The 13,186-nt window shown below is 51.7% G+C and carries 12 protein-coding genes; 6 read left to right on the top strand and 6 right to left on the bottom strand.

All coding sequences use genetic code 11. The features are described from left to right. Positions 1-272: 272 nt before the first annotated feature. A complete protein-coding gene (locus tag B212_RS0107080; RefSeq protein WP_019909831.1) occupies positions 273-851 on the bottom strand; it encodes a TetR/AcrR family transcriptional regulator C-terminal domain-containing protein in 579 nt (192 codons plus the stop codon). Between the two features lie 185 nt (positions 852-1,036). Between B212_RS0107080 and B212_RS33750 the strand changes: the two genes are divergently transcribed. Continuing rightward, positions 1,037-1,264 (top strand): YdcF family protein, encoded by a 228-nt coding sequence (locus tag B212_RS33750; RefSeq protein WP_232231467.1) that lies wholly within the window; start codon positions 1,037-1,039, stop codon positions 1,262-1,264. 40 nt (positions 1,265-1,304) lie between these two features. On the opposite strand, the gene B212_RS0107075 is transcribed toward B212_RS33750, so the two are convergent. Further along, positions 1,305-1,514: a zinc ribbon domain-containing protein gene (locus B212_RS0107075; protein ID WP_019909830.1), complete on the bottom strand. Its 210-nt coding sequence runs from the start codon at positions 1,512-1,514 to the stop codon at positions 1,305-1,307. A gap of 300 nt (positions 1,515-1,814) precedes the next feature. Continuing rightward, on the bottom strand, positions 1,815-2,828 hold the full coding sequence (locus B212_RS30955; protein ID WP_019909829.1) for a DUF1835 domain-containing protein: 1,014 nt from the start codon (positions 2,826-2,828) through the stop codon (positions 1,815-1,817). A gap of 140 nt (positions 2,829-2,968) precedes the next feature. Between B212_RS30955 and B212_RS0107065 the strand changes: the two genes are divergently transcribed. The 5 genes from B212_RS0107065 (at position 2,969) to B212_RS0107045 (ending at position 9,072) form a co-directional block, all read left to right on the top strand. Next, a complete protein-coding gene (locus tag B212_RS0107065) occupies positions 2,969-3,637 on the top strand; it encodes a response regulator transcription factor (protein WP_019909828.1) in 669 nt (222 codons plus the stop codon). Continuing rightward, on the top strand, positions 3,618-5,156 hold the full coding sequence (locus tag B212_RS30950) for a sensor histidine kinase (RefSeq protein WP_019909827.1): 1,539 nt from the start codon (positions 3,618-3,620) through the stop codon (positions 5,154-5,156). Before B212_RS0107065 ends, B212_RS30950 begins: the two co-directional genes overlap by 20 nt. A 100-nt stretch (positions 5,157-5,256) precedes the next feature. After that, on the top strand, positions 5,257-6,123 hold the full coding sequence (locus tag B212_RS0107055) for an ATP-binding cassette domain-containing protein (RefSeq protein ID WP_019909826.1): 867 nt from the start codon (positions 5,257-5,259) through the stop codon (positions 6,121-6,123). After that, positions 6,120-8,336, top strand: a complete 2,217-nt coding sequence (locus B212_RS0107050; RefSeq protein WP_019909825.1) for a M1 family aminopeptidase — start codon at positions 6,120-6,122, stop codon at positions 8,334-8,336. The genes B212_RS0107055 and B212_RS0107050 overlap by 4 nt, the downstream gene beginning before the upstream one ends. Then, positions 8,329-9,072: a hypothetical protein gene (locus tag B212_RS0107045; protein WP_019909823.1), complete on the top strand. Its 744-nt coding sequence runs from the start codon at positions 8,329-8,331 to the stop codon at positions 9,070-9,072. The genes B212_RS0107050 and B212_RS0107045 overlap by 8 nt, the downstream gene beginning before the upstream one ends. 93 nt (positions 9,073-9,165) lie before the next feature. On the opposite strand, the gene B212_RS0107040 is transcribed toward B212_RS0107045, so the two are convergent. Genes B212_RS0107040 through B212_RS33040 form a run of 3 tightly spaced genes read right to left on the bottom strand, consistent with a single transcriptional unit; the run spans position 9,166 to position 13,175 of the window. Beyond that, positions 9,166-9,924, bottom strand: a complete 759-nt coding sequence (locus B212_RS0107040) for an ABC transporter ATP-binding protein (RefSeq protein ID WP_019909822.1) — start codon at positions 9,922-9,924, stop codon at positions 9,166-9,168. A 4-nt stretch (positions 9,925-9,928) separates the two neighbouring features. Further along, positions 9,929-12,259 carry an ABC transporter permease gene (locus B212_RS0107035; protein ID WP_019909821.1) on the bottom strand — a complete coding sequence of 777 codons (2,331 nt, stop codon included), beginning with the start codon at positions 12,257-12,259 and terminating at the stop codon, positions 9,929-9,931. Next, entirely contained in the window at positions 12,234-13,175 is a 942-nt protein-coding gene (locus tag B212_RS33040) for a HAMP domain-containing sensor histidine kinase (protein ID WP_269637005.1), read from the bottom strand. Before B212_RS33040 ends, B212_RS0107035 begins: the two co-directional genes overlap by 26 nt. Positions 13,176-13,186 lie beyond the last annotated feature (11 nt).

Below are 13,186 nucleotides of genomic sequence, written 5' to 3'. Positions count from 1 at the left end.
TATGGACAGCTACCCGCTTCTGTACAGGGTTTACACATACGGCGGGAATTGTGTCATTTATTTGGATAAAATGAGCTGAAGCTTTGGGGTCTTCTTGGTGAATGGCCGTAACTGCGGGGAATGTTTGGACTTCCGGCCGCTGTTATGTTTGGATTTCCTGATTGAAACCGCTAGCTGCGGTAGAAATCCAAACATAAAGGCGGTCGCTACCGCTCCTCCAGTTCCAAACTTCCCCTCCGCTACTTCTCACCTTTTCAAGTATAGTATTTAGCTCATTTTATCGCAGCGGTTTGGTATTTAGCCAGACTGCGGGAGATGCTGCCGTCCATAATCCGGGCGACCTTGCCCACGATCTGGGCCGGGTCGGAGTTCGCTCCCGCTTTTAGCCAATGGATCACCTGCTCCAGTATAGCCAGTGTATAGAAATCAGCGATTTCCTGCTTGGCCGGGACGTTTGCCTGCACCTCCTCCAGCGCATCCAGCTCCTCCACAACCTTGATCATGACGCCATAAATCACGCCGTACAGAAACTTCTCCAGATGCTCACGCCCCAGGGAATGGAAGGTGTTCAGGCAGATGGTTTTGTTGCTCTGGGTATAGTACAGCACGCTCAGGAACCCTTGCTTCCAGCCGGCGGCATTGCGGTATTGCTCAAGCCCTTCAATAATTTCGGTCTGATAAACCCAGCCCAGCAGCTCATAGATATCCTGAAAATGATTGTAAAAGGTATGCCGGGTCACGCCGCAGTCGGCGGTAAGCTGCTGAATGGTGATTTTGTGGAGCGGCTTGGTGAGCATCAGCTTTTTGAGTGAGCGGGCCAATGCATTTTTGGTGACTTGTGAATAGGTCATGCCTGTTTTCTGCCCCCTTTTGAAAAATGCGGCTAAAAACTGCCCTTTCTGCCATCACTAATTATCATTCTATGTAAAAGATTACTTCCCCTTCCATCTTAAATGCAATAGGAGCAAAGTATTAAGCTAAAATATGGATTATACCGATATGAGAGGGGAGCAGCTTTATACCATACCATCAGGGATTGGCGCCTTTTGTACTTCCTTCAGGAGGTGCAACCCCTAATGCGGGGACAACGGAGTGGGCATTTTTACGGGATGAAGGGGTCCGGTTAGGAATACCCAAAGATGCAATACTGCAAGAGGATCAAGCGGCAAATACCTTTCAGAATTCCAGACTGTCCCTGGAGGTCCTGACACAGGCCGGGATTTATACTAACGTCCGAGCTGGAGAAGGTTACACGGTATTTTAAGCACCACATTCCCCATTGGATTGAGTAGCACTTGCAAGGGTTAGCCTATCAAAAAATCAAGTATATTCAATCCGGTGGACGTGTTCGCCTTATACAGCTCAGTGTAGCCGCATTCCTGGCAGCTAATCGTTATGAATTTCTTATTCTGAACATCAAAAAGCTTCGCAAAGTTGCCGCCGGTAGCCTGGAATTGATCCACAGCGTAATCTTTACAGCCGCATTTACTGCAAATAAAATGTTTTCTAGCCATGGTACTCTCCTCCAAAAGGTTACTCTGTTTAGTTTTTGTTTCGCCCGGTAGTTATTACATCGGCTTAATCAGTTTAGAATATAATCTCATTGGCTTACAATGATTCCAAAGGCACAAAGCTGTATTTTTTTTCACTTAATGACGTAGGCCGTATTTCATTGCCCACTGGCGGATTTATAATCCAATCATACCACCCATCATTTTCTCAAACCAGTTAATTGGTAAATATAACAAAAGATCCCCTTGCAGCAAGGAGATCCCTCAGCACCCTTTTCCAAAACCCTTCGTCAGTTGCAGCCGTTAAAATGTTCTCCCTGCCAGCCTCCCGGCTGAGCTGTCCCACCGCCACGGCACGTCATCCCCCTGTAAATGCAGGCCTCCATACCACTCGTCTATCCCTTGAACCGCTACGCGGTCTGCCGCTCCGTCCAATATTTGTCCCCCCAGCTCAGTCAGGGCCACATGACGGTTCAGAAAGCCCGGGATTCCCCTGAAATCCTCCACCTTTATCACGCCGTCAATACTGATTAAAGGATGGCTGCCCACCGCCAAGGCGCGGAGAAATTTCCAATATTCAAGATCCCCCATGCCGAGAACATGCAGCGTGTCCGTAACCTGACGGAACAGCTCCAGCGGCGTACCGACTCCAGCCCGTACGGCTTCAAGTGTTGTCTGTTCCACGATCCCCAGACCGGAGCGTAGCGAAGGCAACCGCGATAAATGGGCTCTGAAGGCTTCGTAGGCAAAAGGTAGGGCAGAAGCTTCCAGGTCCGCTCTCTTCTTTTCCAGCAAATCAGCCATTAGAACGGGGTCTGGAGATGCGTATGCCTGCCACAGCCCGCTTCCAAGCTCCATTTCTTGCCGCCCGATCGTCCGCCAGGTCCCGGATAAGGTTTTGAGCTGGTCCGGCGAAAGCTGGCCAAGACCGTGGAACCGCTCAATTCCCGGAAACTCTCCGATACAGAGCAGACTTAGCTTCGTGCGGTCAAGCTTATGCCTTTTGAACCAATGCAGCAGGTAAGCAAGCATGCTCTGATCGAACAGGTCATGCTCAAACCATAATACGATTTCGTGGTACCGGGCTGAATTGCGAAGCTTTTTCTCTTGTTCCTCACAGTTCGCTATGTATTCAGCAGAGGGGATGCCGAGTCTTTGCTCCAAGTATTGGGCACGCCCAATGCGCTCTTTTGGCCCGGAAAGTTCTTCAAATATGGGACCGGAAGAGTAAATTTCTCTCCATACCAGCACATCGCCCTGGACGATCCCCTTCTTCAGCATGTCGCCGACAACATCACCGTTGACAATATGCAGCATGTGCCTGCCTCCTTCATTATCTAAGTGCCACGTTCGCGGGAAAAGGTTACCTATCATTATATAGTCAACAATCCCCGAATGACCAGAATCCATCCAATTTCCAAATTTATACGCTATACTTCAAGGTGGGAGTGATACATATGCAACGAATTCTAGTGATTGAGGATGAACCGGATATACAGGAAATGCTCATCGCGTATTTGAGGGACTCAGGCTACCAGACGGGGGCTGCGGACGACGGAATTATGGCTTTGGATCTATTTCATCATGAAAAGTGGGACCTGATTCTGCTGGATGTCATGCTGCCAAAAATTGATGGCTACGGGGTCTGCGAGCTGATTCGCCGTGAATCAAGCCTTCCCATCATTATGCTTACCGCTCTGGATGCGGAAGAAAATCAGCTCAGAGGTTTCGATTTAAACATTGACGATTATGTAACCAAACCCTTCTCCATGCCGGTTCTATTGCGAAAAATCGCCGCAGTTCTGCGCCGGACGGGCAGCGACGAAGCGGATAACCACCTGCTGGTTTACAAAGATCTCGTATTAGACCTGGACGCCTATCAGCTTAACGTGGACGAACAGCCGCTGGATTTGACCAGCCGGGAATTTGAATTGCTGAGGGAGCTGCTGCAAAACCAGGGGCGGGTATTGACCCGTACGGTTTTACTAGGCCGCTTGTGGAATTACGATTTTTTTGGCGATGAGCGGATTGTGGACAGTCACATCAAAAACCTGAGAAAAAAGCTGGACAGGGACTATATTGAAACGGTCCGGGGGGTGGGATATCGTGTTGCAAAAACAAATTAAGGAGCTGCGTGGCAGCTTGACGGCACGGGTATTTATGATTACGGCGCTGATTCTCGCAGCAGCCTGCGGCATAACCTATGCTTTTATCGTTTGGACCACCCCGATCACCTTTACTTCCATCGTCAAGAATGATCTGGAGATCCGCTCTGTCCGGCTATTGAATGATTTGGAGCAGACTGTACTGAAGGATAGCGGGCCAATCTTAGAGCGTTTCATGATTGAGACCGGAGCCGAGGTAGTGGTTCTGAATGCGGAGGGCCGCGAAATAGACCTGCCTGTTTCCGAAGGGATTAGCGGAATCCTCAGGGATAACCCGAACATTTCTGTAACTGCTTCCATCCCGAATAGCCCGGGAGACAAGCTTGATACAGCTACCACACAGGCAAGCAGTGTTGAGGTCATGAGCCCGGATAGCGACAATGCTATTTCTATAACACGCGACTCCTCTTCGTATCCCTTCACTTTTCGGGGTTCAGCCAATCCCTATACTCTGACGGTTTTTTCCGGCCTGACAGTCGTAAACCGCACAAAACAAGCGCTGACGCAGGTCTGGCCTTATTTAGCACTGGTCGTGCTGGCGATTTCATTGCTAGGCGCGATGTTCTATTCCCGGCATATTACAAAACCCATTGTCCGCATTAGCGCGATTTCGCAAAAAATGGCCGATTTAAACTTTTCATGGCGATGCCAGGAAAATCGTACGGATGAAATCGGGGTGCTGGGCCGAAATCTGGACGAGCTGTCAAATCGCCTGTCCTCCGCTCTTGCCGAATTGCAGACGGCCAACGCCGCCCTGCACGAGCAACTGGACAGGAAGATGAAGCTTGAAAGGCAGCGGATGACGTTTTTTTCCGCAGCTTCCCACGAATTAAAAACACCGATTACCATCCTGAAGGGACAAATATCCGGGATGCTTGCAGGCGTGGACATTTACCGGAACCGTGACAAATATCTGCTGCGTTCCCTCGCTGTGACCAACCGTATGGAGGGCCTCGTCGGCGAAATGCTGGAGATCTCCAGATTGGAGAATACCGGCTTCACCCTGAAGCGGGAAGCCGTCGATTTGTCCTCGCTCATCCTCTCTCAAGCTGAACAAGCAGCAGAATTGGCTGAACAGAAGGAGCAAACGCTGGAAGTACAAGTAGCTCCGGGACTGGCAGTGCAAGGTGATACGGCGCTGCTGGGCCGGTCAGTGGCCAATCTGATCACCAACGCCATTTTTTACTCCCCCAAGGGTGCTTCCATCTCAGTGTCCCTGTCTGCAGAAGACAGCCTTCCCGTTCTGATCGTCAAAAACAGCGATGCCTCGATCCCTGAGAATGACCTGCCGCATCTATTCGAAGCGTTTTATCGGGTTGAGTCTTCACGCAATCGCGGGAGCGGCGGCAACGGCCTGGGGCTGCACATTACCAAAATCATTCTGGATCGCCACGGCGCGAAGTGCCGGATCAAAAATTCTGACAATAGTGTCGAAGTGATAGTAACCTTTAATTATAGCTCCATACAATCTACAAGTTAAATCCAACGCTGATTCAAATAAAGTCTCTATTATTGTCAGCAACAGGGTGCAAGTCTCCCTGCACTCTAAGAAGCTCTACTCAGAAAGGAGCACTAGCAACATGCAAATAACTGTTGACCACCTGAGCATGACTTATCCTGCGGGCAAACAAGCCTTGCGGGATGTAAGCCTTCAGCTCGAAACCCCTAATCTGATTGGTCTGCTGGGACCAAACGGCGCCGGCAAATCCACGCTGATGAAGCTGCTGGTGGCGGGTCTCCTGCCTACAGAAGGCTCCATTAGGATTGACGGCAAACCCCTGTCAGCCTGTGAGAAGACTCTAAAGTCCAAATTGGGATATTTGCCGCAGACCTTTGGCCTGTTCGACGAGCTTACCGTGTGGCAATTTCTGGACTACATGGCTGCACTCAAAGGCATCCCGGACAGCAAGGGGGCGATCAACAGGGCGATTGCCGACACCGGTCTGGAGGATAAGCGCAAAGCCCGTATCCGCACGCTCTCCGGCGGACAACGGCAACGCGTAGGCATTGCTCAGGCGATGCTTGGGGAGCCGGAATTTCTTATTTTTGATGAGCCGACTGTAGGACTGGACCCTGAGGAACGCATCCGCTTCCGGAATTTCTTCTCCCGGATGGCCCAGAACAAGATCGTGCTGCTCTCCACCCACATTATTGAAGATGTGCAATCCGTGTGCAATCTGCTTATCGTCATAAATGACGGAAAAGTCCTGTTCACCGGACGCCCGGAGGAGCTTATCCGGCTGGCACAAGGGCATGTGGGCGTCTTTATGGAAGACGAAGCCAATGACGATGGCCTTACGATTCTTATTACATCCCGGGTCAACACCGCGCGGGGCGTGTCCTGCCGGGGCGTGGCAGACCGACTGCCCGGCTATGCCCAGCCGGTAGAGCCAACGCTGGAGGATGCCTATCTGTTTCTAGTTGAACAAGGAGGCGCCCTGCAATGACTTTTTATTCCCTGCTGCGAGTGGAAACCCGGCGGCTCCTTCAGGACCGGCTTACCTGGCTGCTTATGGCAGTCACCGTAGTGGCACCAGCTTTGGGGGTGTGGGTCTATCGCCCGTTACCCTCCTACTCGGGCAGTAGTTACCTCACCTCTGTCAACGGAACCTATCTGGGTAATCCCGCAATGGCGGGTGCACTGGCAGGAGCAGTTTTGTTTGCCCTGCTGACGGCCCTTGAACTGAACCGGGTGCATCGAACGCGCACGGACGTGCTGACAGATGCTATCGTGTCGCCCTTCAGTGCGGCGGCAGTCCGAACCTTGGCATTAATACTGGCTGCCGCTGCTGCTCAAAGTTTGACTCTGCTGGCCTGGTTTCCTTTTACACACGCGCAGGCCGGTGCTGTGTTCCGTTTAGACCTTTATGTAACGGTATATCTGGCCGTTATGCTACCTGCCATGATCTTTGCCGTTTTGTTCACGGCAGCGGCTTATCACATCACCCGGCGGCTGGATCTGACGCTGGCTCTGTTTGCCGCATTTGTACTGCTGAGCTTACTAGTCTGGGATGAGCAGTGGCTGCTCCGCTGGATTAATCCGTCAATAAGCTATTTGTCCGATGTGTTTGGAACCTCCCGGCTGCTGAGGTCGGTGTGGTGGAACCGCCTGTTCTGGCTGCTGCTTCTCGGCGCCGCCTGGATTGCCTCCTTTCTCGGTGTGCGGCGATATAACAAAGGTCTGCTCAGTTCATTGGCCTTGAACCTCCGCAAGCTCTATGTGCCACTGCTGGCGGGAGTACTGGCGGTTGGCGGATGCCTGACCTACACCGCACAGCCCTTTGTGGACCATAGCAAGAAGGAGATCAATATGGCTGCGAATGACAACATCCCATTCAATGAACAAGTCACCATCTCGTCTATTCATGTAACAGTGAACCCCGATCTTGCCGCCGGACGCCAGCGTGGCGGAGCCGTATTCAAACTGCTGAACGCCAGCCGCAAGACCCAGACCGTTTCTTTTTCGGTCAATCCGGGTTACACCTTCACATCCGCTACCGCCAACGGCAAGGCCGCTTCCTTCCGGGATTTGGCTGATGACGAGTTGAACGCAAAAACGATGGAGGTGGATATTCCCGCCGAAGAGAACATCGAGCTTTCCCTTGAATACGGGGGATTTCCGCAGGAATGGAATATTCTGGATCTTACTCAAGGTGGAACTGAACAAATCAGCAAAGATTATGTTTATTTGGCCAATCAGAGCTTCGCTCCCATTCCTTTGAACTTTGACTGGCAACCGGATGGCAATCCTGACTCTATCATCGACCTGTCACTGCCCTCCGGCATGACGCCGGTGTTCTTCAGTACGGAAACCGCAGTGCAAACCGGTGAACATTTGGACGGCACTGTGCAATGGAGAGTTAACACGAGCAGAAGAAGCGCTATCCTGTATGCGGGTGACTACGCTTCGCACAGCATCAAAGCCGCAGACATTGACGTGGATTTTTGGTACAGCGCCAAGCATGCGGCCATTATGAAGCAATTTCGTGTGGATGACGTTATCAGACAAGTATTTGAGTACTGCACTACACATTACGGGCCGCTGCAATTTTACAAGGACGGCAGGATGAGAATTGTTGAAATCGGATCGTCGGGTGGAGGTTATGCCGGCAACGGGGCCAGTGTTATGGGAGAGGACAGCTTTAGCGAGCAGGGGCTTAAGGATTCCCGCAAAGGCGCTGGCGGCAATGAGGTGCTGGCGCACGAAATTATCCATCAGTGGTGGGGCCTCGGCAATATGTTCTCCCAGGAAGACCCGGAAGGAATCTGGACCTCGGAAGGGCTCACAGTCTACACTACCTATCGCCTAATGAAGGAGCTGTACGGGGAAGCGTACGCCAAACAAAACTATGTGGACCACTGGCAGGCCGAGGTGGACGGCTACTACCAGAATTTCTACATCCGCAATCCGGAGTATATGGAGAAACTGCCGAAATCCTATCGGACGGAACTGGCCAACAGCTTGTCTCAGATGAGGCAATACTCCGAAATGCCGCTAATTGTTTTGAAAGCAGAGCAGCTTGTCGGCGGGGAGAAGAACATGGATGACATATTGAGCGGTCTCTTCAACCGGGACATCGACCCTAACGCTCCGTATTTGACCTATCAGCAATTCTTGGATGCCTGCGGCTTAACGAAGGAGGAACTGAAGCTTGAATAAGATCTTTTGTTATGAACTTCGCATGATTGTATGCAGCAAATTTTATTGGGGCTTTGCCGCAATCTCTCTCTGTTTGGGCTGGCAGATTCTCAGCACCGGGACGGTCCAAGGCGTGGGGCATACCGCCCCCTTCTCTCCCTGGAGCTTTGGCAGTTATCTGGCCCAAATGCTGCCCCTGTTGTCCGTCGCGCTGTTCTTCTTGTTGTGGAGCTTTTTCTCCGGCAAGGCCCGCCGTGTCGAGACACTGACAGCCGCAACGCCGATTCCACCCGCACGGCATCTCGCGATTAAGTGCGCTGCAGCAGCTACCGCATGGCTTGTGCTCGCTTTTTGCACCGTCTTGCTGGGCATCGTTTTCTTGCTTGTTCTATTTGGAGCATCTGTACCTGTAACTGCACTGCTGGCCCCAACCTTGATGGTTCTGCTGCCGGTGCCCGTATTTCTGCTGGGACTCGGCCTGCTGCTGGGCTCCATCCGCCCGGCATTGCTGCTGTTTGTGCTGATTCCTCTGTTCCTTCTGCTCTATCTGCTGCCGCTCCCGGCAGCGGTTGACCTGCTCGGCGCAGAGTTCTTCACTGCCTATCCGCTATCGCTCAGCACGCTTGACCCCGGCTTCTCTGTTCCCGGCTCCGTTATTATGGGCAAGCTTACATATACGCTGCTGGGCGGAGTTTTGCTCTTGTATACCTTTCTGTATAAGAAAGGCAGACGGATGAAATCAGAGTTGATGAAGTAGTAGAGAGTGGGATACAAATTGGACTGTTTCAGAGGGATACAAGAAAGACCTTGAGGTGTTTTTGCCTCAAGGTCGGGGTTGTATTAATAGCATTTAAATACCCATAGCCGCCATCTCAGCGAGTACCTTTTCCCCTCTCGCCTCCATGTCCCAGCCGCTGAGCTTTTGTAGCGGCAGATCGGAAACGATCTTCCCGTCCTTCGTAAACAGAACCCTGTCAGCCCTGGCTGCGACTTTCGTGTCATGGGTCACTAGCAATATGGCTGTGCCTTCTTTGTTGATGTCCACCAGCAGCCCCATGATTTCCTCCGCCGATTTCGAGTTGAGCGCACCGGTCGGCTCGTCGGCAAAGAGAATCTCCGGCGCATTGATCAGGGCGCGGCAGATACCGGCCCGCTGAAGCTGGCCGCCTGAAACCTCCGTAGTATCCCTGCTTTCAAGTCCGGCAATCCCTGTTTTCTTCATCAGAGCTTTTGCCTTTTGTGTGAGTTTTGCTGTATCCTTTCTCCCTTCATGCGCGGCGGGGAGGATGATATTATCCAAAAGATTCAAGTTTTTCAGCATAGTAGGCTGCTGAAAGACAAAGCCCATTTTTGTCCGGCGAACATCAGCAAGCGCGTTTTCGCGAAGCTTAGATAGTTCGGTATCGCCAAATTTCACCGACCCGGATGTAATCCCGTCCATGCCACTGAGTGCGAACAGCAGTGTGGATTTTCCCGAACCGGACGGCCCCATCACGGCAACGAACTCACCCTTTGCAATTTCCACGTTTACTCCGTTCAGCACCTTGACCTGCTCCTCACCCTTGCCAAAGGTTTTCACGATATTGTCACCTATAATAATATTATTCATATTGTTAAACCTCCTTAATATGTTTGGAAATTGTTAAGGCCTGGATGCCGGAAATGCCCAGCGTAGTGGCGGCCACGACGCAACCCGCAATCAGCAGAGGTGAAACGAGGTAGGCAAACCATGAGTTTACCGAAAAATGGAAGGTTGTTGCACCGAAGGAGGAAACGATGGCCACGCCGACAAGCTCTCCCAGCGTGTTTGCCAGAATTGTGCCGATGATTATGCCCAGCGCCAGCACGGTAATCGAGCGCGTAAGATACTGCCCGCGAATGTCCGCACCGGTGAAGCCCATTGATTTCAGTATGGCAATGGGATAACGGTCTTTCGTCACCAGCATTTTCATAAATAGCACTGTGACCAGTATTGTGAGCAGGACGGTTGCCCCGATAGCGACGGCGGAAGCCATTTGGATGGTGTCCCGCATAGAGCCGAGCATCTGCCCGATGCTTTCGTTGATGCCGGTAACCTTGGCGAAGGGGAACTGTTCCCTGTACTGTAATATTGCCGCTTTTACACTCTGGCGGTCATGGAACGTGACCGCTATGCCGACACTCAAAACATCTCCGTTATTTGCGTCAAACATGGCTTGCGCCGTTCGGCCGCCGTTGGTCACATCGGAGTATATCCCACAGACCTTCAGGTGCTTTTCCGCGCTGTCAACGATTACAATGATTTCATCCCCAACGGTTTTTTCAAGGTCTTTGGCATTGAGGACGGAGAGAGCGAGTTCCGATTCCGACTGAGGCGCACGGCCTTTGGAGTAGGTGATAGGAAAGGCGGAATAGTCACCAAATGTCACCCGCAGCTTCTCCATGGTTCCGTCGTCCGCCTTCCGGTCTAACATCTTGCCGGTGAATAAAGCATACTTTTCAACATTCTTATCCGCCGCCAGCACTTCAGCAACTTCTCCCGCCTTCCCCAGAACGTCCTCTACCTGTGTCCGCATCACCCCGATATTAACGTCGGAAATTCCCATGCCCATGTAGGTGATGAAGCTTTCCGCAGAAATGGTGCTGCTGATATTTTGCGGTACAATCATAATGAATGAGGAAATGACCAGCACCACCAGCATGGTGACATACAGTTTTTTTCGGGAAAGAACATCCTTGATTCCAAGAAAGATATTCCGGGAAAAGAGCCTGTTATTACTCAGCCGGAGGATTCTGGCCGATTTCGATTTTTCCTGCGGCGCGCCGAACCGCACCGCCTGCGCCGCAGATATTTTACGGAAGCGCTGCAACACGCCGTTCACATACAGCATGACAACCCCGCAGATTACCGCCGCCCCCAAAAGCCCGCAGAGCAAGCCGGGTAACGGGCTGCCGCTTTCGCCCATGTACAGGCGGATGTTTTGCATGAAAGCCGTCTGGAGTGGCAGGGAGGCCAGGAAGCCCAGCGCGCAGGCCGTACCTGCGATAGCGCCGTATTTCGCAAGGTAGAGCTTTTTAATCTGTGATACCCGCATCCCAACGGCCTTCAGTACACCTATTTCCTTATAATCCTCTTCGATTTTTGCCAGTAGTGTAAAGCGGATGCACAAAAACGCCACGATGATGACAAGGACGCCTATCAACACCAGCACGGCAATCATGATGCCGTCCGTAATGCCGTTTATCATCTTCACTTGAGTGTAAGTGATAGCGGGCGGACCGTTTGCCGGAAGCCCCGCGCCCTGATAGGCCGCCTCGAAAGCCGGGAAGGAAACGTCCTCTGCCAACCGGAACTCAATAAGGTTTTCTAACTGTCCGAACTCACGGACTTTTTCAAAATCCGCTTGGCTCACAAGGAACCGCTTGGAGCTTACCATCGCCGCGTTCATGATAGAATCCCGTAAAAATCCCGCGACGGTAAAGGAAATGCCGTGGATTGTCACCGTATCGCCAAGTGCTGCGTTTCCTTCCCGCATGTAATAGATGGGGACATAGATTTCGCCGTCAGCGGGATGGATGACTTCGCCGTTTAAGTTAAGCAGGAAGTCGAATTTCCCGCCCTGCACTGAAAGGCCGTTGTCCTGTATGCTTCCGGCAAGGGAATCGTCCCCGATGACAATGTCCGCGCCCTCAATGTTGAGGAACTCCAGCACCTGATAATCCTCTACGCTGTCACTAGCGTCCGCGAAGCTCCGCAACTGTTCCAGATCTACGTCGCCTGTGTGCATCTGCATGTAATGGGGCGACTTTGCCGAAAGAAGCATATTGTCGATAGCGCCGAACAGGTTTACTGTCAGCGATGTCGCCAAAGCGGTCAGCATGGCGGCAACGAGGATAAACGCCGTAATCGTCGCGGTAATCAGCTTATTTTTGCGTATATCATTTTTGATAATTTTTTGATACATATTCTCCCTCCGTCTTTCGGTGTCCTGAAACTTGTGGGAAACTCAGGACAAACATCTTGGTATAAGGAGAGGGGGCGTCCAATACGAAAACCTCGCCGGAATGCTGTTCCATTACCTTGTTCACAATGGCAAGTCCAAGTCCTGTTCCACTGCTGGTACTTCTTGAATCACTGCCGGAAACAAAAGGCTCGAACAAATTTCCGGTGATGGCCTCCGGGATAGCCGCTCCGCTATCGGCAATGTGTATCTCAATACGGCCGGGTTCATCCGTCAGCCCCACGTACAATAGACTGCCCGCCGGGTTATGGCGGATTGCGTTTGTCAGCAGATTGCCGATAGCACGGTTGGTCTCCAACGAATCCGCCATGCAAAATACTGGATTGTCCGGCAACCGCAGCTCCAATTTCATCTGCTTGCTTTCGATTTCACCAAACAAAGTGGCGCAAGCTACACGAAGCAGCTCTACAAGGTCAACCTTCGCAAAATTCATCCGGTATTGCGGCGTACCCAGCTTGGAATAAGAAAGCAACTGGTCAACCAATTGGTTCACCTGCCCGGATTTTGCTTTTATCGCCAGATGGTATTCCCGCTGCTTATCCGGCTCCTCCACCATACCGCTAGCCAAGGCCCCCGCGTATCCGGAAATCGTTGTCATGGGGGTTTTCAAGTCATGGGCAATGTGTGAAAAAAGCCGCATTCTCTCATTTTCCATTATCATTCGCTTTTCTTCGGAGTCTTTCAGCTTTCGCGCCATAAAGTTGAAAGCATCCCGCATTTCCCCAAATTCTGTTTCTGTTTCAAAGTCCAGCGTAGTGTCCAAATGACCGGCAGTAACCTCCCTGAAGCCCTCTTCCATTTTCTGTACAGGCTCCATGATTTTCCTGTTAATTCCGCGCCCAAAAAGGACAATCCCCATAAAATATACCG

It is taken from the genome of Paenibacillus sp. HW567 (assembly GCF_000374185.1).
Taxonomy (GTDB): Bacteria; Bacillota; Bacilli; order Paenibacillales; family Paenibacillaceae; genus Paenibacillus_AQ.
The sequence above is the reverse complement of the archived record's forward strand: the minus strand, read 5'-3'. Positions and strand labels throughout refer to the sequence as shown.